The 24,978-nt window shown below is 41.4% G+C and carries 31 protein-coding genes; 23 read left to right on the top strand and 8 right to left on the bottom strand.

Going from position 1 to position 24,978, the window contains the following annotated elements; translation table 11 throughout:
- Window positions 1-17: 17 nt before the first annotated feature.
- The 13 genes from ctaD to M3636_RS20365 all read left to right on the top strand — a co-directional run bounded on the left by ctaD (window position 18) and on the right by M3636_RS20365 (window position 11,559).
- A complete protein-coding gene (ctaD, locus tag M3636_RS20425) occupies window positions 18-1,868 on the top strand; it encodes a cytochrome c oxidase subunit I (RefSeq protein ID WP_251383962.1) in 1,851 nt (616 codons plus the stop codon).
- A complete protein-coding gene (locus M3636_RS20420) occupies window positions 1,865-2,491 on the top strand; it encodes a cytochrome c oxidase subunit 3 (RefSeq protein WP_145407877.1) in 627 nt (208 codons plus the stop codon). Before ctaD ends, M3636_RS20420 begins: the two co-directional genes overlap by 4 nt.
- 3 nt (window positions 2,492-2,494) lie before the next feature.
- The gene (locus M3636_RS20415; protein ID WP_128100126.1) at window positions 2,495-2,815 is read left to right on the top strand and encodes a cytochrome C oxidase subunit IV family protein; all 321 of its coding nucleotides are present in this window, start codon (window positions 2,495-2,497) and stop codon (window positions 2,813-2,815) included.
- Between the two features lie 107 nt (window positions 2,816-2,922).
- Window positions 2,923-3,849 (top strand): cytochrome c oxidase assembly factor CtaG, encoded by a 927-nt coding sequence (gene ctaG / locus M3636_RS20410; RefSeq protein ID WP_251383818.1) that lies wholly within the window; start codon window positions 2,923-2,925, stop codon window positions 3,847-3,849.
- A gap of 88 nt (window positions 3,850-3,937) precedes the next feature.
- Window positions 3,938-4,402, top strand: coding sequence for a DUF420 domain-containing protein (locus M3636_RS20405; RefSeq protein WP_128104282.1), 465 nt, complete (start codon window positions 3,938-3,940; stop codon window positions 4,400-4,402).
- Between the two features lie 111 nt (window positions 4,403-4,513).
- On the top strand, window positions 4,514-4,885 hold the full coding sequence (locus M3636_RS20400; protein ID WP_128100128.1) for a hypothetical protein: 372 nt from the start codon (window positions 4,514-4,516) through the stop codon (window positions 4,883-4,885).
- Between the two features lie 356 nt (window positions 4,886-5,241).
- Window positions 5,242-5,955: a hypothetical protein gene (locus M3636_RS20395; protein WP_128100129.1), complete on the top strand. Its 714-nt coding sequence runs from the start codon at window positions 5,242-5,244 to the stop codon at window positions 5,953-5,955.
- Window positions 5,956-6,050: 95 nt separating this feature from the next.
- Complete coding sequence (locus M3636_RS20390; RefSeq protein WP_145408122.1) at window positions 6,051-6,440, top strand: GntR family transcriptional regulator; 390 nt, start codon at window positions 6,051-6,053, stop codon at window positions 6,438-6,440.
- Between the two features lie 16 nt (window positions 6,441-6,456).
- Window positions 6,457-7,353, top strand: a complete 897-nt coding sequence (locus M3636_RS20385) for an ATP-binding cassette domain-containing protein (RefSeq protein WP_145408121.1) — start codon at window positions 6,457-6,459, stop codon at window positions 7,351-7,353.
- A 20-nt stretch (window positions 7,354-7,373) separates the two neighbouring features.
- Window positions 7,374-8,276: an ABC transporter ATP-binding protein gene (locus M3636_RS20380; protein WP_128104284.1), complete on the top strand. Its 903-nt coding sequence runs from the start codon at window positions 7,374-7,376 to the stop codon at window positions 8,274-8,276.
- Window positions 8,269-9,567, top strand: coding sequence for an ABC transporter permease (locus M3636_RS20375; RefSeq protein WP_251383817.1), 1,299 nt, complete (start codon window positions 8,269-8,271; stop codon window positions 9,565-9,567). The genes M3636_RS20380 and M3636_RS20375 overlap by 8 nt, the downstream gene beginning before the upstream one ends.
- A 228-nt stretch (window positions 9,568-9,795) precedes the next feature.
- On the top strand, window positions 9,796-9,978 hold the full coding sequence (locus M3636_RS20370; protein WP_128100131.1) for a hypothetical protein: 183 nt from the start codon (window positions 9,796-9,798) through the stop codon (window positions 9,976-9,978).
- An 825-nt stretch (window positions 9,979-10,803) separates the two neighbouring features.
- Window positions 10,804-11,559, top strand: a complete 756-nt coding sequence (locus tag M3636_RS20365; RefSeq protein ID WP_251383816.1) for a hypothetical protein — start codon at window positions 10,804-10,806, stop codon at window positions 11,557-11,559.
- 69 nt (window positions 11,560-11,628) lie between these two features.
- Here M3636_RS20365 and M3636_RS20360 read toward each other — a convergent pair whose 3' ends face one another.
- The 4 genes from M3636_RS20360 to M3636_RS20345 all read right to left on the bottom strand — a co-directional run bounded on the left by M3636_RS20360 (window position 11,629) and on the right by M3636_RS20345 (window position 12,973).
- Window positions 11,629-12,120: a cell wall hydrolase gene (locus M3636_RS20360; protein WP_251383815.1), complete on the bottom strand. Its 492-nt coding sequence runs from the start codon at window positions 12,118-12,120 to the stop codon at window positions 11,629-11,631.
- Between the two features lie 102 nt (window positions 12,121-12,222).
- Window positions 12,223-12,414: a helix-turn-helix domain-containing protein gene (locus tag M3636_RS20355; protein WP_285859113.1), complete on the bottom strand. Its 192-nt coding sequence runs from the start codon at window positions 12,412-12,414 to the stop codon at window positions 12,223-12,225.
- Between the two features lie 7 nt (window positions 12,415-12,421).
- Window positions 12,422-12,577: a YvrJ family protein gene (locus tag M3636_RS20350; protein WP_251383814.1), complete on the bottom strand. Its 156-nt coding sequence runs from the start codon at window positions 12,575-12,577 to the stop codon at window positions 12,422-12,424.
- Between the two features lie 6 nt (window positions 12,578-12,583).
- On the bottom strand, window positions 12,584-12,973 hold the full coding sequence (locus M3636_RS20345) for a sigma-70 family RNA polymerase sigma factor (protein WP_251383813.1): 390 nt from the start codon (window positions 12,971-12,973) through the stop codon (window positions 12,584-12,586).
- Between the two features lie 715 nt (window positions 12,974-13,688).
- Between M3636_RS20345 and M3636_RS29795 the strand changes: the two genes are divergently transcribed.
- Window positions 13,689-13,919: a DUF4367 domain-containing protein gene (locus M3636_RS29795; protein WP_353056307.1), complete on the top strand. Its 231-nt coding sequence runs from the start codon at window positions 13,689-13,691 to the stop codon at window positions 13,917-13,919.
- Window positions 13,920-14,157: 238 nt separating this feature from the next.
- On the opposite strand, the gene M3636_RS20340 is transcribed toward M3636_RS29795, so the two are convergent.
- Window positions 14,158-15,057: an AraC family transcriptional regulator gene (locus M3636_RS20340; protein ID WP_128100138.1), complete on the bottom strand. Its 900-nt coding sequence runs from the start codon at window positions 15,055-15,057 to the stop codon at window positions 14,158-14,160.
- 157 nt (window positions 15,058-15,214) lie between these two features.
- Here M3636_RS20340 and M3636_RS20335 point away from each other — a divergent pair, with 157 nt between their 5' ends.
- The 5 genes from M3636_RS20335 to M3636_RS20315 all read left to right on the top strand — a co-directional run bounded on the left by M3636_RS20335 (window position 15,215) and on the right by M3636_RS20315 (window position 17,941).
- A complete protein-coding gene (locus M3636_RS20335) occupies window positions 15,215-16,123 on the top strand; it encodes a DMT family transporter (protein ID WP_251383812.1) in 909 nt (302 codons plus the stop codon).
- Window positions 16,124-16,170: 47 nt separating this feature from the next.
- Window positions 16,171-16,503 (top strand): chaperone CsaA, encoded by a 333-nt coding sequence (csaA, locus tag M3636_RS20330; protein WP_251383811.1) that lies wholly within the window; start codon window positions 16,171-16,173, stop codon window positions 16,501-16,503.
- 82 nt (window positions 16,504-16,585) lie between these two features.
- Window positions 16,586-16,900 (top strand): ArsR/SmtB family transcription factor, encoded by a 315-nt coding sequence (locus M3636_RS20325; protein WP_251383960.1) that lies wholly within the window; start codon window positions 16,586-16,588, stop codon window positions 16,898-16,900.
- A 118-nt stretch (window positions 16,901-17,018) separates the two neighbouring features.
- A complete protein-coding gene (locus M3636_RS20320; protein WP_251383810.1) occupies window positions 17,019-17,453 on the top strand; it encodes a DMT family transporter in 435 nt (144 codons plus the stop codon).
- Between the two features lie 20 nt (window positions 17,454-17,473).
- Window positions 17,474-17,941: a DMT family transporter gene (locus tag M3636_RS20315; RefSeq protein ID WP_251383809.1), complete on the top strand. Its 468-nt coding sequence runs from the start codon at window positions 17,474-17,476 to the stop codon at window positions 17,939-17,941.
- 67 nt (window positions 17,942-18,008) lie between these two features.
- Here M3636_RS20315 and M3636_RS20310 read toward each other — a convergent pair whose 3' ends face one another.
- Window positions 18,009-18,479 carry a hypothetical protein gene (locus M3636_RS20310; RefSeq protein ID WP_251383808.1) on the bottom strand — a complete coding sequence of 157 codons (471 nt, stop codon included), beginning with the start codon at window positions 18,477-18,479 and terminating at the stop codon, window positions 18,009-18,011.
- A gap of 343 nt (window positions 18,480-18,822) precedes the next feature.
- Here M3636_RS20310 and M3636_RS20305 point away from each other — a divergent pair, with 343 nt between their 5' ends.
- The 3 genes from M3636_RS20305 to M3636_RS20295 all read left to right on the top strand — a co-directional run bounded on the left by M3636_RS20305 (window position 18,823) and on the right by M3636_RS20295 (window position 22,008).
- The gene (locus M3636_RS20305) at window positions 18,823-19,833 is read left to right on the top strand and encodes a LacI family DNA-binding transcriptional regulator (protein WP_164848591.1); all 1,011 of its coding nucleotides are present in this window, start codon (window positions 18,823-18,825) and stop codon (window positions 19,831-19,833) included.
- A gap of 121 nt (window positions 19,834-19,954) precedes the next feature.
- The gene (locus tag M3636_RS20300) at window positions 19,955-21,343 is read left to right on the top strand and encodes an MATE family efflux transporter (protein ID WP_251383807.1); all 1,389 of its coding nucleotides are present in this window, start codon (window positions 19,955-19,957) and stop codon (window positions 21,341-21,343) included.
- Window positions 21,344-21,447: 104 nt separating this feature from the next.
- Window positions 21,448-22,008: a sugar O-acetyltransferase gene (locus tag M3636_RS20295; protein ID WP_128100144.1), complete on the top strand. Its 561-nt coding sequence runs from the start codon at window positions 21,448-21,450 to the stop codon at window positions 22,006-22,008.
- 308 nt (window positions 22,009-22,316) lie between these two features.
- Here the strand turns inward: M3636_RS20295 and M3636_RS20290 are convergent, their stop codons facing one another.
- Together M3636_RS20290 and M3636_RS20285 are read right to left on the bottom strand one after the other, a co-directional pair.
- Entirely contained in the window at window positions 22,317-23,747 is a 1,431-nt protein-coding gene (locus M3636_RS20290; RefSeq protein ID WP_251383806.1) for an MDR family MFS transporter, read from the bottom strand.
- Window positions 23,748-23,897: 150 nt separating this feature from the next.
- On the bottom strand, window positions 23,898-24,368 hold the full coding sequence (locus tag M3636_RS20285; protein WP_128100146.1) for a MarR family transcriptional regulator: 471 nt from the start codon (window positions 24,366-24,368) through the stop codon (window positions 23,898-23,900).
- 335 nt (window positions 24,369-24,703) lie between these two features.
- Here M3636_RS20285 and M3636_RS20280 point away from each other — a divergent pair, with 335 nt between their 5' ends.
- Window positions 24,704-24,970, top strand: coding sequence for a CD3324 family protein (locus M3636_RS20280; RefSeq protein ID WP_251383805.1), 267 nt, complete (start codon window positions 24,704-24,706; stop codon window positions 24,968-24,970).
- Window positions 24,971-24,978: the final 8 nt, after the last annotated feature.

Here is a 24,978-nt window from a genome sequence, read left to right as displayed (position 1 = left end):
AGCGTTACCGTGGCTTGATGGATTGGATCACTACCGTCGATCACAAAAAAATCGCCGTTCTTTACTTAGCTGCGGGCGGATTGTTTTTCGGCATCGGTGGGATTGAAGCCATTTTGATTCGGATTCAGCTGATGAAGCCGATGAATGATTTTGTCTCGGCACAGGTCTTCAATGAATTGATTACGATGCATGGAACCACAATGATCTTTCTAGGTGTAATGCCAATTATATTTGCGATTATGAATGCGGTTGTACCATTGCAGATTGGAGCACGGGATGTAGCTTTCCCGTTCGTTAACGCGCTGGGCTTCTGGACATTTCTGTTCGGTGGTCTGTTGCTTAATCTGAGCTGGATCATGGGCGGAGCGCCTGATGCCGGATGGACATCGTATACACCACTATCAGGCAGTGAATACAGCGGAACCCACGGTGTCGATTTCTATACGATCGGGCTCCAGATCGCAGGTCTAGGAACACTCATCGGGGGCATTAACTTTCTCGCCACGATTATAACGATGCGTGCACCAGGCATGTCATACATGCGGATGCCGATGTTTACATGGACCACATTTATTACTTCTGCTATTATCCTATTTGCATTTCCTGCAATTACAGTTGGTTTGGTGTTGTTGACCTTTGACCGGATATTGGATGCCAACTTCTTCGATGTCGCAGGCGGAGGAAATCCCGTGTTATGGCAGCATATCTTCTGGATCTTTGGTCATCCCGAAGTATACATTCTCATTTTGCCAGCATTCGGGATTATCTCAGAGGTTATCCCAACGTTTGCACGCAAAAGATTGTTTGGTTACAGCTCCATGGTGTTTGCAACGATCCTGATTGCGTTCCTGGGCTTCATGGTCTGGGCGCATCATATGTTTACGACAGGTCTCGGAACGATTGCGAACGCATTGTTCTCTATCTCCACCATGCTGATTGCTGTACCAACAGGGATCAAAATCTTCAACTGGCTCTTCACCATGTGGGGAGGGCGAATCCGATTTACAGCGGCGAACCTGTTCGCAGTCGGATTTATTCCGACCTTTGTTATGGGGGGCGTAACGGGTGTCATGTTGGCGTCTGCTCCGGCTGACTTCCAATTCCATGATACATATTTTGTTGTAGCTCACTTTCACTATGTCATCGTAGGTGGCTTGGTGCTTGGTATATTCTCAGGTCTTCACTATTGGTGGCCCAAAATGTTTGGACGTATTCTTAGTGAAACGTTAGGAAAATGGACGTTCTGGACATTTATGATTGGTTTCCAGCTCACATTCTTCGTGCAGCATTTCCTTGGACTGATGGGGATGCAGCGCCGGATCGTGTCCTACTTGCCGAATCAGGATTTTGACCTGCTTAACCTGGTGAGTACAATCGGGGCGTTCCTGATGGGCGTTGGTGTTATCATTTTCCTCGTCAACATCGTCATTACGACGAAGAAACCGGTGGATGCACCGAATGATCCGTGGGAAGATGGGCGTACGTTAGAATGGACGATTCCATCTCCACCGCCAGAGTACAATTTCAAGCAAACGCCGCTTGTACGCGGTATTGATGCATATTGGAAAGAAAAGATGGCTGGGAACACAGAAATGACACCGGCCGAGCCGGTAGGGTCAATTCATATGCCATCTGCAACACCGTTACCGTTTGTCATGTCTGTTGGTATATTCATTGCTGGGCTTGGGCTGATGTTCAGTAAGGATGACTTCGGCAATGCGTTCATGAATGGACTGTTTAACAATTACATTGTGCTTATTATAGGACTTGTCATTACATTTGGAGCCATGATGCTCCGTTCACTCTATGATGATCATGGCTGGCATATTGAGCCAGAGGATCAGGACGAGAAGGGGGCGAGAACATGACAACATCACATGCTGAACCTGTGAACGGTAATTTACCGCATGAACCGGAGAAGGCAACGCTGGAGGGACGTAATAAGCTCATTGGCTTCTGGTTGTTCCTCGGCGGCGAGACCGTGTTGTTCGGTACCCTTTTCGCTACTTTCCTAGCGCTCAGGAACCAGACGAATGAAGGGCCGACGGCGAATGAGTTATTCCATCTACCGCTGGTGGCGGCAGCAACCTTTATCCTCCTAGTCAGCAGTTTGACGAGTGTGTTCGCCATTCAGGCGATGCATAAAGGTAAGGTGAAGGCACTCAGGTTATGGCTCGGTATTACCGTTTTGCTAGGGCTCGGGTTCTTAGGGCTCGAAATCTATGAGTTTTATGAATACGTGAAGCACAAAGAGTTCGGTATGACAACGAGTGCATTCAGCTCGGCATTTTATACACTAGTCGGATTCCACGGAGCTCACGTAGCCTTCGGTATTCTCTGGATCGGTCTCATTATTGGACAATTGTTCAAAAAAGGACTGACGGTCGTAACTGCACCTAAAGTGTACGTCTCTGCAATGTACTGGCACTTTATCGACGTTGTCTGGGTGTTTATCTTCACGGTCGTGTACTTGCTCGGAAAGGTGGGGTAACACATGTCGGTACAGGATAAAGTAGATCAGGAACCAGTGAAACACCGTCACCGGACAGAAGGGCCACAGAAACACGTCGTGGTGTTTATCTTCTCCATCATACTGACACTGATCGCATTCGCAGCTGTTAAGGCCGGTGGTGTTAATGCAACGTTTACGATCATCTTGCTGGTCGTCATGGCGATTTTACAGGTGTTTGTACAGCTTGGTTATTGGATGCACTTGAAAGACAAAGGTCATTTAATGCCAATTCTGTTCATGGCATTTGGATTCTTCGTAGCATTTACGTGCATTATTATGTCACTCTATTGGGTTTGGTGGTAAGAGAAGATGGCGGCGGCTTATTGTCGCCGTCTTTTCCCCTTTTTGGCGAACCATCGGAATAGGCGTTACAAGTACCAACCAAATTAGTTCACGGGGAGGTTTCCCGTATGCTCGGGTTGCAATATTTTAGTTTTAATGATCTGTGGAGCCCTGCCATTCTGGCATTATTTCTACTTATCGGAGCAGGTTACCTCGTGCTGGTAGGACCCGTCAGTGAGAAAGTCAGTGGAGCAGAACCAGCAACTGCAGGACAGCGAGTTTTGTTTATTACCGGACTTCTCGTTTTTTATTTAGCTCAAGCGGGGCCTTTCAACCTGTTGGGACACGTCATGTTTAGCTTTCATATGGTCAGCATGGCTCTATCTTACTTGGTAGCACCACCACTGCTTATGAAAGGGCTACCTAACTGGGTATGGCGTAAAATCGTAAGTTATCTGCCAACAAAGCAGTTATCTTTTCTAGCTCATCCGATCGTGGCAGCCCTATTGTTTAATGGGTTGTTCTCCATCTATCATCTGCCGGTAGTGCATGATTATGTCATGCTCAATTTCACGGTTCATCGTCTGTATTACATTGCGCTGTTCATCACTTCGATGCTGATGTGGTGGACGCTCCTTAATCCGTTACCGGAAGGCAGACAGGCGTCGGGACTATCCAAAGTTGGGTTTATTTTTCTCAATATGGTGTTGCTTACGCCTGCCTGTGGTTTGATTATTTTCGCCTCAGAGCCTCTATATGCAACCTACAGTAATCCTGCTGTATGGGCTGAGGCCATGCGATATTGTGTATCAGGAGATACATCGGCATTGCTGCGATCCTTCGGAGGGCCTGCGTTCTTCAACTTTCTGTCATCTGCCAAAGAGGATCAGCAGGTTGGCGGCATCATTATGAAATTCATTCAGGAGGGCATCTTCGTGTCCATGCTGGCACTTGTTTTCTTCCAGTGGTATCGCAAGGAGAAGCAGGAAGATGACGAGGATGATTCCCACCCAAAGGAGCCACCAGTGATGCCATTTAACCCTGCTACAAAATAATAAATAGTGCTATACAGTATTGTTCAAGAGTCTCCTAAGAGGAGTAACTTATTCGAACTCACACGATATGAATAAAGGGGGATACATGATGGATATGTATTTTCTTCTGCCTACGATCAGCACGTCTTTCATTGTGATTAGTGCCGTGCTGGTGGGAATTGGCTGGATACTTATTATTCGCGGTAAACGGGAAGCGCATCAGTCCATGATGGTGGCAGGTGCGGTAGCAGCATTAATATTTTTTGTTATTTATATGTCTCGAACGATCTTTGTGGGTAACACGGCATGGGGCGGAGAACCGGATATGGAGATCTTCTACCGAATCTTTCTGATCTTTCATATTATTCTCGCAACTGTGGCTGCGGTTTTCGGTATCTCAACACTTGTACTTGGGTTCAAAAAGAAGTTCAAAACACACCGTCGTTGGGGGCGGTTCACATCTATGATCTGGTTCAGTAGTGCCATGACGGGTGTGATCGTGTATGTTCTACTGTATATCCTGTATCCAGGTGGGCACACGCGACCTGTGTGGGAAGTTATTCTTGGGGTCTAAACGTACGGTGTAAACTGCAAATCTATGAAATTGGACGAATCTAGTGGAAGATTCGTCCAAGCTCTCTCTTGAACACATTCATAGAATGAGTTTGAGAGGGGGATACAATAAATGAAAAAAACAGTCCATGTCAGTCAAACGTATCCACGTCTCACCGTGTACTCGGATGAGAACTTCACAGGAAGAAGCCGGATTTACCGTGGCAACACGGGTCTGCGTAACTTGGAGAACATCCTTGGAGGCGTTGAGAGTCTGCGTTTCTTCTCGACAAGCTCCAATGCAACACTCGTTGTGTTCACAAGACCTAACTTCCAGGGTGGATTCCGTGTTTACCGCGGGAACACCAGCTTGAGAGACTTGGATGACTTGATCCGTGGCAACGATGTGGAGTCCTTAATCTCTACGAATGAACGCTTAACACTAGCTGAGATTCGTGCAATTCGCAGTAACCGTAGTTTGCCTAGCGGCTACGACCTCGTGTAAATGGTTTGACCTCTTCTGCAATCAGGCGACGGGTAAATTGAACAAGCTGTATCTGTGCTGTGTATATACACACTATGGATACGGCCTTTTTTTGTGCCCAAAATTCTGGAATACAACCCCATCAAACATAAAGTTATTCAAGTCCAAAATATGCCGTTTTTCCCGTAGTGACGCTGTTTATTGCAGTTTAAGTCATGTGTTCAACCTCCACGGCTTCCTGATTCAGGAAAAAAAGTGTTGACGGGAAAAGTGTTAGGTCTGTATACTGTGTATATTGATATATACAGTAAACACAGTGAGCACAGTGAGCACACAGAACACAGTAAATGAATGAAAGTTGAAAGGCAGGCGTGCATATGAACGCATGGAAGCAAGCGTTGTGGTTGACCCGCAGTGAGATGAGTAAGGATCGATTCCAGTGGTTATGGAGTGCAATTTTTATGATTTACACGGGCAGCATGAGCGGTGTGATGTTGATTCAGCAACATGAGGTTAGCTTCATTAACCCTGTTGTAGATACCTTTTTTCTAATCATGGTGCCCTTTCAGGGATTCCTGTTCAGCAGACGTTCATTCCGTTACATACAGGAGGATTCCTATACACAGATGCTGGCCTTTTACCGCAGACTCCCAATTCCGAATGAAACGGTGATGTGGTCAAGACTTCAGCAGTCGATTCTGACGTTTGCTTATAATGGTATCTTCTTCTACGGATCGTTGTATGTGGTCAGATTACATGAGGAAGCCTTCCGATGGGATCAATATCTGGCGTTTGCCATGACATGTACAGGATATGGACTTTTTATGACAGGCTTGTACATCTACGGAGAGTTTCTCTTCAGTGGCAAAAAATACTTACTTCTCAGTGCGCTGCTCTTGCCACTTACCATCGGTTTATCGTTATTAATTCGATTGTCAGGCAGCTACGGATTATGGATTGTCATGGATCACAGTAAAAAATGGAGCTTGTTATCCCCGATCATGTGGATTGCTCTGGTGGGTGGTTTAACCACACTATGGCTATTCAGTCGTCTGACATTGAAGAAGCTGGCATGTCGGGATTTAAGTTAATCGTATGAGAGAAAGATGTCACTTGAGAATAAAGAAGGAACCGGCGGTACCAGCTTGTAACTGGGCGAGATGTACCGGAGGGCGAGGTGCAAAATGTGAAGATACCGATTCAAATCAATGAAAATAGCGCTGAACCTCTATACCACCAGATTGAAAATCAATTAAGATCATTAATCATTACGGGTCAATTAGGGGAGGGAACGCATTTGCCGTCCATTCGTGAATTCGCCGGAGCACTGAACTGTAGCGTGATTACGGTCAGACGGGTCTATCAGGATCTGGAGAATGAAGGTCTGCTTCGTACGAAGCAGGGGACAGGTACATTTGTAGCCCAAGTTGAAGCGGATGATAGAGAAAATTATAGATTGAAGGCTGCGCAGGAAGCGATGCAAGCTGCGGTGCAGTCTGGCAAATCGGTCGGATGTACAGAAGAAGAGATGGAAAGTTTGTTCCGAGAAGCCCTAAGAGTTATTTATCCGAAGTAGGGGAGGGATTACCATGATGGAGCCTGTGGCTATTCAACTGAACGGCGTATCCAAAATGCGAAAACGCAGAGTGATTGGCCCGATTGATCTGACCATCCCGGAAGGGTATGTCATTGCAATCCTCGGTCATAACGGTTCTGGCAAAAGCACACTATTGAATATGCTGCAACAAATTGTACTGCCAGATAGTGGACAGATCATATGGTTTGGAGAAGAGCACAATGGACCGCTACCGATAGAGCTGAGACAACAGATTGGTTTTGTGGCAGATAACAGCGGGCTTGAAGAGAACCAGCTTACGGCGGAGGAAGCAGTCCGATTTCGCGCTTACTGGTATCCGCGCTGGGATATGAAGCTGTTTGACCAGCTGATGAAAGAGATGGACGTGCCGCGGGACGTGAAGCTGATCAAGATGTCCAAGGGAGAACGGCGGAAGTACGAGATTGCAGCTGCACTCGCAGCGCGTCCCAGACTTCTTCTGCTGGATGAACCGTCCTCTGGACTTGACCCTTTTGCCTGGAAAGTGATGGTTGAGCAGTTCCGAAACTTCATGGCAGGGGGAGATACCACGATACTGATTGCTACGCATATCGCAGATGAGGTCAAGCGGCTTGCGGATTACATCGTACTGATGCACCGTGGTCAATCCCTGGGCATGGCGGAGAAAGACAGCGTGCTCGATCAGTGGAGAGAGGTCTGGTATGAAGGAGATCTTCGTCCAGAGAGTATTCCTGGCGTGGTGGAATCTTCTACAGATGAGAATGGTCTGGTGCGTATTGTGACAACCCGGATCAGTGAAGCACAGGAAAGACTGGAGCTGTCCAGTAACCGGGTGCTGAAAATTCGCAACTTGGAGCTTGATGAAGTACTAGCATTCTGGATTGCCGGATATGCACCCATACAATGGAAATAACCGAAGGGAGACGATAAATGATGAACCGATTGGAATTGACGCAAGTCGTTAAGCAATATGCAGACAAAACAGCTGTTAATGGAGTCACGCTCAATGTAAAAGAAGGGGAGATTTACGGACTGCTCGGAGCCAATGGTGCAGGTAAAACAACAACGATGCGAATGGTACTTGGCTTGATCCACCCGGATGGTGGAAACATTCTATACAACGGCAAGCCGTACAATACGGAGCTGCAACAAATTATGGGTTATCTTCCGGAAGAACGCGGACTTTATCCGAAGGTGAAGGTTAGTGAGCAGATTAATTATCTGGCTAGGCTTCGTGGCATGAGTGCCAAGGATGCAGATAAGAGCCTGAAGTACTGGCTTGAGCGTTTCGAGGTTCCTGAATATTATGACAAAAAGATTGAGGAGCTGTCCAAAGGTAACCAGCAGAAGATGGGCTTTATCGCAGCTGTCGTGCATCGCCCTCAAATTCTTATTCTAGATGAAGCCTTCAGTGGACTGGATCCGGTGAACGTGGAGTTGCTCAAATCAACCGTTAAGGAATTACGGGATGAAGGTACAGCTATTCTTTTCTCCACACACCGTATGGAACATGTTGAAGAGTTATGTCGTCAGATCACCATCCTTCATCGCTCTAACACTGTAGTGCAAGGTGAGATCAAGGAGATTAAGAGTCGCTATCCACGTGAGCAGGTTGCTCTAAGCACTGTAGGTCAAGTGGATGGTCTGGAATTGTTAACAGGTGTAACGAAGGTAGATCAAAATGAGCGTGGTTACACGATCCATATCAGCCATGTGGATGCAGCTCAAGAGATTCTGAAACATGCGATGTCACAGACAACTGTCGAGCATTTTGAGATTAAGGAACCAACGCTTAACCAAATCTTTATTCGTGAGGTAGGTGAGTCGAATGAATAAAATGGGAACGATTACGGGATTTACGTTTAAAAACAAAGTTAAAACCAAATCATTCATGGTAACGACGATTGTACTTGCAATTCTGATTACGATTGGACTCAATGTGCCATATTTCATTACTTTATTCAATGGTGGCCCAATTGGTGGCGGAGCTTCAGGTAATAACCCGGTAAACATCGGGCTTCTCACATCAGGACAGCCGGAAGTTTCGGAGAAATTGGAGAGCTTCTCTTCGGCACAAGGGGATCAAGCATACCGTTTCATCGCGGGTGGTGACAAGGATGAAGCGGCTCTAAAAGCCGATACAGAAGCAGGGCTTACGGATGGTTACTTGAAGTTTGAGGCTGTAGCTGGACAGGAGTTCCCGCAGCCGATCCTGTACTCATCCGACGAGGTATCACCGCAGATCATTGCTTCCATTGAAGCTGCTCTGCAAAGTGTGAAGCTTGATGTAGTTGTAAAAGACGTGCTCACAGCTGAACAAAAAGAACTGATCACAACACCTGTGAAACTTACCCAGGAAAGTCTGAGCACAGAAGAAGGGGCAGCTGGTGCGGAATCGGATAATGGCATGAGCCCTATTAACTACATTGTTGTGTATCTCCTGATCATCCTGCTGTTCACGTCAACGATGATGACAGGCAATATGATCGCTTCTGAAATTACAGCAGAGAAGAGTTCCCGCATCATGGAGATTCTAATCACGAGTGTGTCTCCGCTGAGTCAGATGTTCGGTAAAATCATTGGTATTTTCTTAGTAGGTATCCTGCAGATTGGAATCTTCGGAGCGGTGGTTGCTGCTAATATGTTGCTTCCTCATAACGTTGATGTACTAGGTGATTTCAATATGAATCTGAGTGACATCAATACGGCTGTCATTGTGTATGGACTTATCTTCTACATCTTAGGTTACTTCTTGTATGCAGTAATGTTTGCTGCGATTGGCTCAATGGTAAGCCGTACAGAGGAACTTGGTCAGGCAGTTCTGCCAATTACGATGCTGTCGCTCGTCTCGTTCTACATCGCCATCTTCAGTATCGCTACACCAAACATTTTGTTGTTGAAAGTGGCTAGCTTCATTCCGTTCACGTCGCCAACTGCAATCCTTGTACGGATCGGTGCTGGCGTTGCCCCAACGTGGGAGATTCTGACGTCACTTGTAATTCTCGCTGTATCTATTCTGGTCTTTGGCTGGCTCGCAGCTAAAATCTATCGCACGGGTGTACTGATGTACGGTAAACGCCCAACCTTTAAAGAGCTCTTTAAAGCAATGAAAGCATATAAGATCTAAATAAATTGCAAAAAAAAACAAGTGTGCGCTGTCATAATTAGTGATAATGTTTTCATAATTTATGACAAAGCTTTTTCAGAATAAATGAGAAATGTATGTTTATGCATAGTTATTCACCCGAAACAGCGTAATATAACTCTGAGCTAAATAATGTTGTAGTGGGTGAGTTAAACACCCACTACAACATAAAATTAAAAACAATTCCAATACACTATGGAGGTAATTAATATGATTAATCAATTAAATACAAAGGCCTATAAGTTAATGAGTGCAGGAGTAGTTGTTCTATTATTAGCATCAGTCATCAGTGGAGAAGGCTCTGTAGTGAAGGATGCCGTTCAAGGGGTAATGATGGGAGCTGGAGCTGTTTTCGCAGCTGTTGGTCTCTGGATGGCTGGTAGCAAGAATTAATGAAGGTACTCTTAAATGGGGGGCGCCTTCTTACATAGAACGAAAATAATAATTACATTTTCTCATTAAAGTCTTGAGAATATGATTTTTACATCTTTATCATTGTTTAACTCTCTTGCTTTTAAGAAAGGCGGGTCGAGACAAAAAAAGTGCCGTATCACATAGTAGTGATACTGCACTTATTTTAATTTATTTTTCTTTTAACATTAAAATATCAGTATATTAAATGGCTGAGGAAAAACAGATGAGGGATCTATGGGGTACCATTTGGATGAGTGGAAGATGCCATAGTCGTAAATTTGTTTAATTATATTCAATCCTTCTATTCTTGTATATCTTTAGTGTTGAGAAAGGTAGGAGAGACCATAATATAGCAGTATTGATATGAGAAGAGCTTCTGCTTCTGAAGTAGGATCGAAGGTTTTGCACCTAAGGTGCTCACACCTATTAAGAAGAATAAGGAAAAACTAAACGTTAGGGCTGATGCTAGTGGCTCTAAAGCGACAAGATCGGCTACTTATTGGGTTGGGTCGCTACGTTCAGCTGCAGTGCTGCTCAGATCCATTACTATAGCGCCTAAGCTGGGATCAAAGCCCTTGGCACGGCGCTCTACTTGTGGGAGCCAAGTTCAAGAGCAAAGCATGCTGGTGTGTGTATCATTGACTCTATCAGAGGTAGTACAGTTATGGAATAAGATGATTTTTAAAGATACTATATAACATAATTTTAACTTAATTCGTAAATGATGTTAATTTTGTGTAACTCATAAGCTCAGTAGCACTGATATAATTTCTCCTAGGTACTAGATGAAAGGGGAATATAGTGTTGAAAAAAGAGCTTGGTGTAGTAATGCTGTTGAGTGCTGTTTTGCTTTCAGGTTGTGGGTCAGATAAGCCCGAAACAGATACGCAGGGTGCTGGGGATTCTTCGAGTACACAAGTAACGACACAACCGGAACAAGGATCTGACTTAAATAAAAAACTAATTCAGAGTTCGGATGATAATAAAGTTAAATTGTTTGCAATTAATGAAAAAGATAATGAAGTTCAAGGCACTACATTAGAACTCAATGGCAAAACGAAAGACTTTAATTGGACTTTTCCAGCTGCAGAAGAATATAAACCTCAAGTCTACTTTGCTGATGTTACAGATGATGGAACAGAGGAAGCAGTTATAACAGTTTTCAAAAATAGAAGTCCAGGAGTTTACCTCGAAGAGATCCATGTTGTAAAGTCGGATGATTTGTCTGAAATTAATATTGAAAACCCCTTAGAGATTATAACAAAATCTGTTGAGACCAGTGTTCAGAACAATGAGGGTTCATTAAATGTGACAGTTAAGATTGGTGACAAGCAACATGAGTTAGTTCACGAAGGCGACTCAGATTTTGAGTACAAGAAAGAACTGAATTTTGGTGGTGTTGTTGACTATAACGTAGTCAATAACAAAATTGTTGCTAAAGTGGATGGAAGTGTTGGGATAGGTGAATATGTTTGTTCCTTAACGGTGAATTATAAATATGACAGTGCTACCAAAATGTTTACTGCGGATATGATTGAATTTTCTCCAATAAATGAATAAAAAAGATAGCTGAACCATAAAAGGTTCAGCTATCTTTTGTCTTAGGCGACATAACATCTTGCTTAATTTTTAAGGAATGATGTTAAAGAACATGTGACCACCGATAGCGATTTTAGAAGAGACCTGGAAAGTGCCTGTTCCCGGCATTTTGTAGTACAGCTTACCATTTTCAGTGTAGGATAAATTGTTGAATAGTGATGTGGCGGTGTAGTATAACTTGTCTCCAATGGGATTTTTGTGGGCGGTCACATTGGAAGCAAGAGATACACAGTTTTTCCAAGCTGCACTGCTTGTATCTGGTGCCAATACGTGCTTAAAGTTAGGATCGCTGGTAAGAAAGCAGCTAAACGCATTAGGATAAAGTACAACATCTTCAATGGTCTTGAGGCTTTTAAATGGGTTCTGAGTGGTATCATTTTTACGGTTAATAATCACATAAGCAACCCCTACACGGGATTCTGAATCCCCTCGAGCTTCCCCATAAAGAGTACGTGCCAACAAATCTACACTGTCCCGTCCGTTAAGTTGTGATTTTGAAGTTAGTGCATCACCGATTGCCATAAATATTACCTCCAATAAGTTAAGTTTTTTAGTAGATCACCGGCGTCTCCTTATATAAAGAGAGATGAAAGTTAAATTCTACAACCACTTCTCTAATTTTATTCATTCACTAGTATGAAAAGTTTTAATAACCTCAATCATTTTGACATAGAGTTCTTGCTGCAGGTCTTCTCGATGTTCGACGGGCACTTGTAACAAGGATGATTTTATCTTTGGTGTGAAAGATTCCAAGATATGTAACATTGCGTCTGAATCTTGGTATTGCTGGGCTTGTAGTAGCCAATCTGCGATCATCATCAAATCACTTCTTTTCGTTTTTTTGTAATTCGTTCTTTAGACCATTAATAGCTTCGCTTAGATCGGATAATTTTTTTTCAAAACGGATAAGAAGATACAGCGTAATTGAAATGGGAAAACCGAGGTTTGCAATTAGGGTAGCAAAATCAATTTCCGACATCTTTCCTCATTCCTCCAATAACTTTCTTAACTTTGCTAGAGCTTTTAAACGGTGTTTTGAGATGTTTTGTTGTGAACCACCCAATAGTTTAGAAATTTCTTTGTCATTAAGTCCTTGGACATAAGCAAGCGATAATATTTTTTGTTGTTGCTTTGGAAGGGATTCATAAGCTCGATAAAGTGAATGATTGGAAATATGGTCTTTTAAATTTAGTGGGACAGATTCTGAATCGTAAGTAATAAGTAAGCTGGATTCTAGGTTTTCATCGTTGTCTATCGTCAGTGGGAATCGGTTATTTTTCATTCTTCTTTTCTTGTCATAGTTTATAGAGTTGTAGTAGATAAGATTGGCCATATACGTGATGAAACGTCGATTCAATTGGTCATTTGTTTTCAATATAAACCCCCTCCTTTATGAAGGAATTACTCCTACCTAATAAAGAGAAATAAGGTTGGTTGTTTACAACCCATTTCCAATTAAAAGAACAAGTGTTCTTATATTTTAACACTACTAATATTGCATTCAATGTAATTAGTTCCATATTTTCTATTTTTTACACTTAATCACGGATTAGAAAATTTTATGTACTATGCTCTAGTAGGACATACATGTTCTATAAAAGTCACTGAAAGTGAAAGGGTACTTTGAAAACCATTCGTTCAATTAGTATTCTGCGAAGAAGTAGCTTACAAATATAATTGATTTTCAGTTTTCAGTGACGGCTGTTCTAACATCAAAAAAATACAAAAAGAACAGAGAACTGGAAATAGATTGGCTCAAGGAGTCTGTATTCAATGTGCTAATTAAAGCTCCGATTTTTAATCTTGCGAAGGATAAAAATCGCACCCATGTCCAAGAAGGGAACAGGAAATTTAGTAAGGGGCTGATGCATTTATAGTTTATTACTATCAAACAATTTTTATAAGTCAGGTTAATTATAAATGTGTTAAATTAATGATTTAGTGATAGTAGTCAGTTATTTTCTTACTAAGGGGGCCACATGAAGCATTGTGATAGATTTAAACCTAAAAAAATGAAGTGGCTAATGCTTAATTCTCGAGTTGTACATAACCGCAAATTGTAGCAAGTAACTGGGATTTAATAAAATTAGATCGATGTTCGTAACCAAACAAGTACAACAAGAACTGTAGTCGAAGACTTTAAATTTAGTGAACGTGGAGATAAAATTAACATCAATGGAATTAAAGGGCATTTTGAAGCATGGGTTAACCATGTACCAGGTGGATACTTACGATGGGTACATAATGATACTTTCATTCAAATGGATAGCGGAGAATTAACTAAGGAGGAAATGATCGCGTTGGCAAGATCAATGAAATGATTTAGTTAACGGGAAGCAATAGCTCAATAAAAGCAGGAAGGCATCAAACATGAGTCGCTAAGTTGTTCTACTCTCAGCATCAGTCATAGGTGGAGAAGGTTCTGTAGTGAAGGATGCCGTTCAAGGGGCGATGATGGGGGCTGGAGCTATTATCGCAGCTGTAGGTCTCTGGATGGCTGGTAGCAAGAAATAAGAGATGAATGAAGGGATAGGCGCTGCTCTAATGGAGTTGCGTCTATTATTTCGTTTTCTCCAGTTCACTTCTGAATTCCCTGAAACCTTTAGGGGTTCTTCCTTGATCCTTTTTGAAGGATTGGATGAAGTGATTCACATGATTGAAGCCTACTTTGCCAGCGATTTCGGTAATCGTATCATCTGAGGTCACGAGTAGTTCGCAGCTTTTCTTAATCCTATATTTGATAAGGTACTCATATGGCGTCATGTGAACTGTCTTTTTGAAACTTCGTGTACACTCCGAAATGCTCAAATGCGCTGTATCGGCAATTTCCCGTAGCGTAATCGGACTCGAGTAGTTCTGATGGATAAAACTCAGCATAAGCTGCAGCCTTTCCTGCTGCCGTTTGGCATGTTTTGGCACATCCTCTTGCGATAGCGAAAGGTTGGATATCAGGCTGAACCAGAGCTGTACGGTCATGATCGAAATCTCATACTCCCAACCCCAATTTTTGTTTCTAATGAATACTCGTCTCATGTTCCAAAGCATGTCCAGAGCTTGCTTTTCCCACTCGGCATTATCAGCAATCACGATCGAAACGAAAGAAGAACGAGTGTAGGGGAGCACATACTTCTCTTCCATGGTGCTGTCTGCGTGGAACGCGAGTAGCTTCTCGGGAAAGTTAAAACTTACATATTCGCCATCCTGGCTCAGCTGTGTCGTGACATGAAGAATTCCTTTGTTAATGAGAATCGCCTGCCCGGTCTTTAACTCATGATCAACTCCGTTGACTTGAATGACGAGTGTTCCTTTCGTGACTAACGTGATCTGTAGCTCTTCATGCCAATGCAGGTCGTTGAATCCTCTACCTTCGGGAACACTTGTATAGAGCGTATGGGTGTACATGATATAGGGAAATGAATGATCGGGATATGCAATTGTCTCGTGCAACGGTTTGGGCATATCAGAGAAACCTTCTTTCGATGACGATATATCTATATTTTTCAGCGATATACTTGCACGTTTTATATAAAAACGATGATATTATCATATCATATCTATGGCTTATCACTAGAGCCTGTGCACAGATGATCGGATAAGACCTCTTGGAGGGTTTTAAGTGAAAGAACGTAAAGCATCGTTACCTCATCCTTATGTACTTCTTTTTATCGCCATATTAGCAGTTTCCGTTTCTTCGATTATGATAAAATTTTTAGATACACCAACCGCTATAGCAGGTATGTATAGGCTTTACATTTCAGCGTTCATTATGCTTCCTTTTGTCTCATGGACAACGATTCGCTCCCTACGTTTGAACGTCAAGGAGTGGGTGATGCTCTTTCTGGCAGGTCTGCTCTTGGGAATGCATTTCTTATTCTGGATGGAGTCGCTCGTGTACACTTCGGTGGCAAGTTCTATGGTCATCTTAGCGTTGCAACCGCTGTTTGTCATGATTGGTTCTTATTTTGTCTTCAGGGAAAGAGCCGGTATACTCAGTGTACTCTGTTTAGTGACTGCGCTGCTTGGTTCCATCATAATTGCTTGGGGAGATATCGGTGTATCTAGAGAAGCACTCATTGGGGACGGATTATCTTTGATCGGAACGATATTTATTTCAGCTTATATGTTAGTAGGGCAAAAGTTGAGTAAACGAATTGAAGCCAATCTATATAGTGTCGTGGTCTTCTTTATTGGAGGAAGTGTGCTACTCGTCTACAGCATATTAAGGGGCTTTTCCTTAACCAACTATGCTTCTTCGGACTGGATCTATTTCGTTCTCCTTGCGATTATTCCGACGATCTTCGGCCAATATATTTTCAATCGACTGCTCAAAACGATAGGGGCTACAACGGTATCCGTAGGTATTATTGGAGAACCAGTTCTAGCAATTATTCTTGCGTATCTCTTCCTGGGAGAAACGGTCACCACTTTTCAGTCTATAGGTGGATTAATAACACTTCTGGGGATGCTGATGTACTTTTGGCGAAAATCGATACAATATTCAGCGTCGAAGCGTCTATCATATTAATTATTTTTGAAAACAACAGGGGAATTATACATTAGGAGGAATAATGAATGGCAACTTTTGATGACTTTCTAAAACTGGATCTTCGCGTGGGAACAATTATTAATGCAGAATTTTTTGCAAAAGCTAAAGTCCCTGCGATCAAACTGGAGATTGACTTTGGTTCAGAAATTGGTATTAAGTCCTCCAGCGCACAAATCACGAAAAGGTATACAGCTGAAGAAATTATCGGTAAACAGATTGTAGCAGTTGTGAATTTTCCACCTCGCCGGATTGCAGGATTTGATTCGGAAGTTCTGGTGCTGGGCGGAGTGCCCGAGGCAGGGGACGTTGTATTGTTAAAACCGGATTTTAATGTACCGAATGGAACACAAATCGGATAAATTAACTGAAGCCCACCAGAGGATTACTACTTTGGTGGGTTATTTAATTGACATATCGAGAAAAAACGATATACTAAGTTTCATGGAATTAATCGATGTATTTAAAGCGCTATCGAATGAGACTCGTCTAAACATTCTGAAGTGGCTGAAGGAGCCAGAGATGCACTTTCCTAAACAAGGCGCACACATTCCGAAGGAGGAGAATTTTGATGGTGGAGTGTGCGTAGGTGATATTCAAGAAAAAGCTAAGGTTTCCCAGTCTACAGTATCCCACTATTTAAACATAATGCAAAAGGCGGGTTTACTGGAATCTGTACGTTATGGTCAGTGGACGTATTATAGGCGAAATGAAAGTTTTATTCGAGAAGTAATTGAATTTATGGAAATAGAAATCTAAAAAAATAAAAAACTAACCTTTTTTTTGTTCTAATTAATCGATTATTCTCGATATCTAAATTAATGATAAATTATCATGATCCGGCATGGATCAGGTTCAAAAATAGGAGATGACATGCATGAAAAAATTAATCTTTTATATCATTGCCATTTTTACTGGAGCCTTACTCAGTCTTGAGGGAGCTCTATATGGCAAGCTAGGGGAACAGGTTGGGACGTTGGAGACGAACTTTTATAACTTCTTTATGGGAGCAATCATTGCACTTATCCTTCTTATTTTTTTTGGACGAGGCAACTTAAGGCAACTTACCACATTTCCTAAATGGAATCTAATTGGCGGTGTTTTGGGTGTTACGTACTTATTGGCCTTGGTTATTGGTGTTCCTATTGTAGGTGTGGGAATTTCCATGATTGCGATCGTTGTAGGACAGATGGTTACCAGCATGTTGATTGATCATTTTGGTTGGCTCGGAAGTACTCATAAACGGATTGGTTCTAAACGAGTGGCTGCTTTGATACTCATGTTGGCCGCACTAGTGTTTACTTTATTTTAAGTAAGAAGGAGAATTTTATTATGGGAATTGGATTATTAATTGTAATTGTGACGTTGATAGGTGGCGCTGTGCTTGGAGCCCAATCTTCCCTTAATGGTAAGATCAGTCGCACAATTGGACTCTTAGAAACAGTATTTTTTACCTTTGCCTCTGGCGCCTTAGTTTTAGCAGTGCTCGTTGTTTTTTTTGGAAGTGGACATCTTTTCGATCTTATTCATGCACCAAAGCTGCAGTTGGCAGCTGTTTTCTTAGGATTTGGTTACCTATTCTTATCAACATTTTCTGTAAATATGATTGGAGTTACTCCTGCCAACCTAACTGCAATTGTTGGACAACTGTTAGCAGGATTTGTGATAGATGCTATGGGGCTCTTCGGTAGTGAAATCATCAATTTCTCGTGGCAACGAGGCGTTTCACTTGTACTGATGTTAGTTGCACTGGCGCTGATTTTTAGTGAAAAAACAGGTAGAGTCGAGAGTGTAAAATAAAATCGGATTTTATCGTGAATATCTGGGAAACAACAGCAGCGGGAAGTCGAAACGTTCACTGGAGTCACTATTTTGATGAACTTGATGGAACATCAGGATCAGTCGGGTTTTCATCATTTAAGGTTTTACCTAAGAGCAACGAATTGGGATAATTTTTAGAAAATTCTGCTTCATCTACTTTTAAAAAAAACTTGCCTTCAAAAATTAGTTGATTCGTATTAGGTCCGATTTCATCTATTTTTCTTGCTATCTCCGATTCCTTAAAGATACGTTGTTCATCTGCTCGCACGAACATGCCATGAGGTGTATAGAATTGAGTAGAATCCCCGTTTGCAATTTTTGATTCTACGGATTCTACGTTTTTTACGGGTTCTTCGTATTTCACGTTATTTGTTGAAATATTCGGGTTAACAGGGATTTCATCTGTCTTATTTACGGTTTCCATTGCTGGATAGGTGTCCGCTTGTGAATTGGATAGTAATGTTACTCCTGAAATAATAGTCACTGCAAAGGCTATTAAATATATTCTTTTGAACATAATGTCCCCACCCTTCTATACCAACAATTATTTCCTACTTTATAACGGTATATTCACTAAAGTAGTAAGAGCCTATTTCGTTTTGCTGTGCAACTGGTTTCCAAAAGGATAACAACGCAGAATCCCGACACATGACGAGCATAAAGGAGCCAAACGGTCTACTGCCATCGACTACTAGACGGGTCATGAATTAATAACACAAAGAAAGCAGCTGATCAACTTGATCGTCTGCTTTTATTCAGTTAACCAGTTTGTACGCTGACAAGAAATTGATAATTGTTTATAAAATGATTATATGCTAACATGTGTTAACGATAACATATTTGATATGGGGACTGACGAGATGAATATCAAAATGACCGATATTGCTAAAAAAGCGGGTGTGTCACTAGCAACTGTCGGTAGAGTTTTGCACAATAACGGTTATGTTTCTAAGGAGAAACGTAAAATGATTGAACAAATCATTAAAGAAACGGGGTATGTGCCAAACAAAATAGCTCAGGGTTTGAAGGCAAGTCGGAGTAACATTTTTGGGCATCTAACTCTTTTTAACGATAACATGCAGTATAAAGGAATCAGCTCAGCTATTAACACTTCGGCAGTTGAGAAGGGATATCAGGTCCTTACTTTAACTTATCATGAGGATTCAGGAGAAGAAGAACATCAGATTAATGAATTAATTGGCCACCGTGTAGAAGGGGTATTTATTACATCTAACTGTTCAATTCCAGAAAAATTAATTAGTAGGTTAAGTGAAGAGCAAATTCCTGTAGTTATGATAGAGCGTACCTATGATATGCCACATGTAGACCGAATTGTGGTCAATGATTATTTGGGTTCACAGGGTGCGGTGCTTCATTTTATTGAAAAAGGGCACCGACGAATAGGATTCATTGGATCAGAGCTTACTCAGCAAGTCGAGATTGATCGTTATCAAGGTTATCTAAAAGCTCTGGAAGAAGTGAATGTAATACCTAATAAAGATTGGATTAAGCACATGCCGGACTATTCATTAGACTTTGGACGTCAAGCAATGAATGAGCTATTGAACAGCAATAGTCCGCCTTCAGCCGTTTTCATGACTTCAGATATCTTTGCTTGCGGAGTACTGCAAACTCTATACGATCAGAAGTTAAGAGTTCCCGAGGATATATCATTAATAGGCTATGACAATACACTATCAGCCCTGCTTTCTCCACCCCTTACTTCTGTGGGTTTACCGTACAATGAAATAGGTGAACATGCTGTAGAGTTGCTGCTAAGAAGAACTAAGGACTTTTCTTACGAGTCCTGCACAATTGAAGTTGAACCATTTTTGATGGATCGAAGAACAGTATCGGACTTAAGTATGTAGATATTAGTGAAATTATATATAAAAAAGGATCTCTCAATACGGAGTGATTTTTTTTAGGCCAATGTGTTAACGTTAACACATTTCGGCAATCAAATTCCAACACTATTCGAGGAGACTAAAATTGAATACCTTAACAAAAGGAAGCCCTATCAAAGTCATTATCATGTTTACTTTACCACTTCTTCTAGGAAACATATTCCAACAATTATATAGCTTTATTGATGCTTTAATTGTAGGCAGAATCCTAGGTGTCGATGCATTGGCAGCTGTCGGAGCTACAATTAGTCTAACATCTCTTGTTCTTGGGATAGCTTTTGGAATTAGTGCGGGACTGGCTATTCCTACTGCTCAGGCTTTTGGAGCTAAAGATCATGTACGAATACGGAAAAGTTTCGTCGCTAGTATCTGGATAACCATTTTCGTAACACTTATTATTACTCTTTTAGCTTACTCACTGACATTTCCACTGCTTCGTTTAATGCAGACACCTGAAGAAATTATTTCTGATTCTGCAGCTTTTATACAGATCATTTTCCTTGGATTTGGGGCTTCAATGTCATTCAATCTTTTAAGTAATCAAATACGTGCTTTAGGGGATTCACGAACGCCCTTGATTTTTCTGATAATCTCATGTGTTATAAATGTTATCTTAGACTTTTGGCTCATTCTAGGTTTTCATATGGGAGTACCTGGGGCGGCTTTAGCTACTGTAATATCTCAGTTATTCTCTACTGTCTGTTGTGTATTTTATGTTAGAAAGAGGATTCCTTTACTGAATATTACGTTTAAAGATCTGTCCTTGGATTGGTCCGTTATTCGTAATCATTTAGGAGTCTCATTACCGATGGGATTTCAACAATCTATTATTGCGATAGGCCATATTATCCTACAAACTATGCTTAATACCTTAGGTACAACTGCTGTAGCGGCATATACTGCAGCTAGCCGAATTGATCAATTAGCTATACTGCCATCCGTTTCGTTCGGGGTTGCAATGGCGACATTCACAGCGCAAAATTATGGGGCAAAGGAATTTGGCCGTATTCGAAAGGGAGTTCATCAAGCGATGATTCTCAACTGTACTATATCTGCTATTATTGGCGGGTTAATCATCATTTTTGGGAGACCGTTAGTTAATATTTTTGTAGGCAATGATCAACCTATGGTTACTGAATTAGCACAAACATATTTTTATTTCAATGCAAGTATGTACTGGTTTTTAGCCATATTATTTACAATCCGTTTTACGTTACAAGGACTAGGACAAAAACTTATCCCTACATTAGCTGGAGTTTTTGAACTCATTGCCCGCATTATTGCTGGATTAATTCTTATACCCTTATGGGGGTTTACTGGGGCAGCTTTAGATAGTCCACTTGCATGGATTGGATCAGTGCTGGTATTGGTCTTCAGTTTTTTCCCTACCATGTCATCTCTGAAAAAGAAGGAAAAAGATCAATTACACATCAGACCATCCAAGAACCATTCGCAATACACTTCAGAAGTCTGAGTATATATCATATGTTAACGTTAATAGGATTATATTAAGCTGCAGAATTCTTTTTTGATTTCTTTCGGGGATAAAGTTGAATAATCTATTTAAGGAGAATTTCTATGAAAACAGAGATGGAGAAGTACCTTGCTGGTGAAGAATTTTGTTTTTTAGATCCTGAGATTGCTTCTATGAAAGAACATGCCACTCGTTTATGTAGGAGATTTAATGAAATTGACACCGCAAATATCCAACAGCAGCGTGAAGTAATCCTCGAATTATTTGGTTCATGTGGCAGCGGAGTCTTTATGCAGCCTCCGTTTAATTGCGATGTAGGTAAGAATATACATGTTGGAGAAGATTTTTTAACCAATTACAATGTCACCATTCTAGATGTTGATAAGGTAACCATTGGAGATTACTGTATGATTGGACCAAATAGTATTATTTCTACTGTAAATCATCCACTGTCTGCCAAGGGGAGAAGAGAAAAATTGTCCATTACAAAGCCTGTTATCATTGGCAATGATGTTTGGATTGGGGCAAATTGCGTGATTCTCCCAGGTGTAACTATTGGAGACAACGTAATTGTTGGTGCGGGTGCTGTTGTTTCTAAAGATGTTCCTGATAATTGTGTTGTAGGAGGCGTACCTGCAAAGATAATTAAAGAGCTTGAGGTATAGCTTTACTTATACCTGTAAAGCTGATTACCAGAACAGATTTTAGCCGAAAACATGACTGTTAATGCATTAAACTAATGGGATACGCTAACTTAATAATACCAAGAAAGCAGCTGATCTAAGTGATGGCTGCTTTTATTTAACTAACTTAACAAAAATGGAAGTGAGTCAATACTGGATGCAGTTCAGTATATACAAGGCAGTCAGCAATTAGTAACAAAAGCTCAACTGACGGGCAGTTAAGCTCCTTAATAACATAATAGACAGCGACAACCCCAATATTCTCCGTTACAATAAACGCGTTCTTGATCTCATTCTAACATAGGTGTATTTCTGGCCTTCTTTTTATTAGTAAGGAACAGGCTAGGGATAAAGATCAGCGCTAAGATGATCGTAGCTACAAGAAAACCGATATGGTACCCATGCAATTGATGTGCAATCGTTGGATGTAGGCCTTGTAGAGCCGTTGCAACAGACGTTGCAATAATCGCTGAGCCAAAGCTTGAACCCAGATTTTCAATGATATTGATGCCAACGCCTGCCTCAGGAAGCTGTTTGCTGTCGAGTCCAGTGTAGGCTTCACTCATCAATGGAAGACTAATGCCTCCAACGCTGACACCACGGATGAACAGGATGACCGAGATCCAGATCATACTTGTCGTATCCGAGATGAAAATGAAGGGAATAGATCCGATAAGGGAAAGAATGAGACTGGCGATCAGTACATATTTTGCACCCACTTTATCAATCATTTTTCCAATGAAAGGCCGAGTGATTAGCATACCAACGCCTTGGGGAATGAGTGCAGCTGCTGTTTGAATCATTGTGAAGTCTCGAAAGGTTTGAAAGAACAGGGGGAGTATCAACATCGGACCCATAATAGCGATATTGGCTAAGAATAGCCCCGCGCTTGATGCTGCAAAGTTTCTGTGTGCAAACAAATTCATAGGCAGAACGGTTTGATTGCTTTTAATCCGATTATAAACGAGATAAATGATAGCCAAAGCAAGGCCAATCCCCATCCACAAGATCGTTTCGTGATTATTAAAAGTGGCATGATCTGCTGCTTTGGTAATTCCATAAATTAAAGCCACACTCATAGAGGATAGAACGATAATTCCCACGAGATCGAGCTTGCTCTCTTTGTTGAAGGGCTCAAAGTCTGGAATCTTACTCATCATGAATGGCGCAGAGATCAATACAATGAACACGTTAATGAAAAAGATCCATTGCCAAGATGCCGCCTGAACGATGAAGCCACCGATGATCGGTCCCAAGATAGGACCAAAGATCATAGGCGTACTTACAATAGCCATGACTCTGCCTAAATATTGTTGCCCCGTTGTTTTAACTAAGAGGGTAAACATTAAAGTCGTAATGACTCCGGCACTGAATCCTTGAAGTAAACGGAATAGGATGAAACTTGAAATATCCCAGCTAACGCCGACTAAGACCGAAATCACGCCAAAAGCAATTACAGCCCCAACGAAAACCTTCTTGCCGTTAAATGTATTCATGAGCCAGCCAGATACAGGAACTGCAATCGCAAGGGCTAAAATATATCCAGTGATGGCCCATTGGATGGTATCCAATGTGGTATGGAAATCCTTTGTTAGTTGATTTACAGCAATGTTCACCATGGTAGAGTCTAGCATAGGAGCAATGGCTCCTAGCGCAATCGCCCAAGCAGTGATAAGAATATGTTTGGGTATTCCAGGTTCCTTTACGTTGTCTGATGTCATATTATGCTCCTTTAAAATGAATTTTGTTTCCTAGTCAACTAAAAATCTACTCTTATTTTGTTTCCTTGTCAACAATAATTAGAGAATAAAAAAAAGCACCCGTTTCTCTAAAGAGAAGGTTGCTCTTGGTTTTAACTCATTTTATTGGTTTTACTTCGTTAGATCTAAACCTTGTTTGTCTATTTCCATATCCAAATGTTTGCTGTACACTTCAATGAAGTTCAGCATTTTATCATATTGTTCTTCAGTTACATGATTAAATACAGATTCATCTCTCTCTTGAAACTCTGTATGAAGTTTCTCATGAATGTCATATATGGTTCTGCCTTGCTCGGTTAGTCTAAAAAAGACTTCCTTCTTATTATTTGCTTTTTGATAATCTTCGATCAGACCCTTTTCGATGAGCTTCTTCGTTAATTTACTTATGGCACCCTTGGTCATATAGAGGGATTCCGCCAGTTTGGTTACGTTGGAATCTACATTTTTCTCTATAAATTCAATGCAATGGACTTCAGAAGGCTTATATCCTTTAAGACTACTTTCCATCTTCGATTTATTAATCCAAACCAATTTGTTGAATAAGTCCCTGAAATCCATCATGACCTGTTCTTGCTTGTTCATGGTTAGTCACCCCATATGAGTTATTTCCTAAGATTAACTATAACCTTTTATGATTTAAAATCAAATCGCGTCACCAACATGAACATGGATGGCAAACAATTCAACAACATGCTCTGATATAATAGCAGTTAGCAGCTATCTATTTTCTGTGGAGGTGAGGCCATTGAAAACAATCGGGGTAGGATTCTTATATGCATGGCTCTATGCAAAGCCAGTGAAGGATATGGCAATGCTTTGCATAGAGATTAGCAACAATCCAATTGCCAACAACGAGTTGTAATATTCTACGAACTGGCTTTGCACCTTATTGATTTATTAAATAAGGAGTGAGGCACGTGAAATATTCAAAAGCCGAGTCGATTTTCCCGGAAGAATTGCTACGGATCATTCAAGAATACGTTCAGGGCGAATTGGTATACATCCCCAAACCTAAAGAGACACACCTCAAATGGGGAGAGAAAACACACAGTAAGAGTAAAGTATCTGCTCGAAACGCTGAGATTAAATCCTTGTTCCGTAATGGAGTCAGCATAAACGAGTTGGCGGAGCGGAATTTTTTGTCCTGTGAAAGTATTAAGAAGATTGTTTATACAAAGAACTGATGGAATCC

This window comes from Paenibacillus sp. MER 99-2 (genome assembly GCF_023714095.1).
Taxonomy (GTDB): Bacteria; Bacillota; Bacilli; order Paenibacillales; family Paenibacillaceae; genus Paenibacillus.
This window is presented reverse-complemented; position numbering and strand designations above follow the sequence as displayed.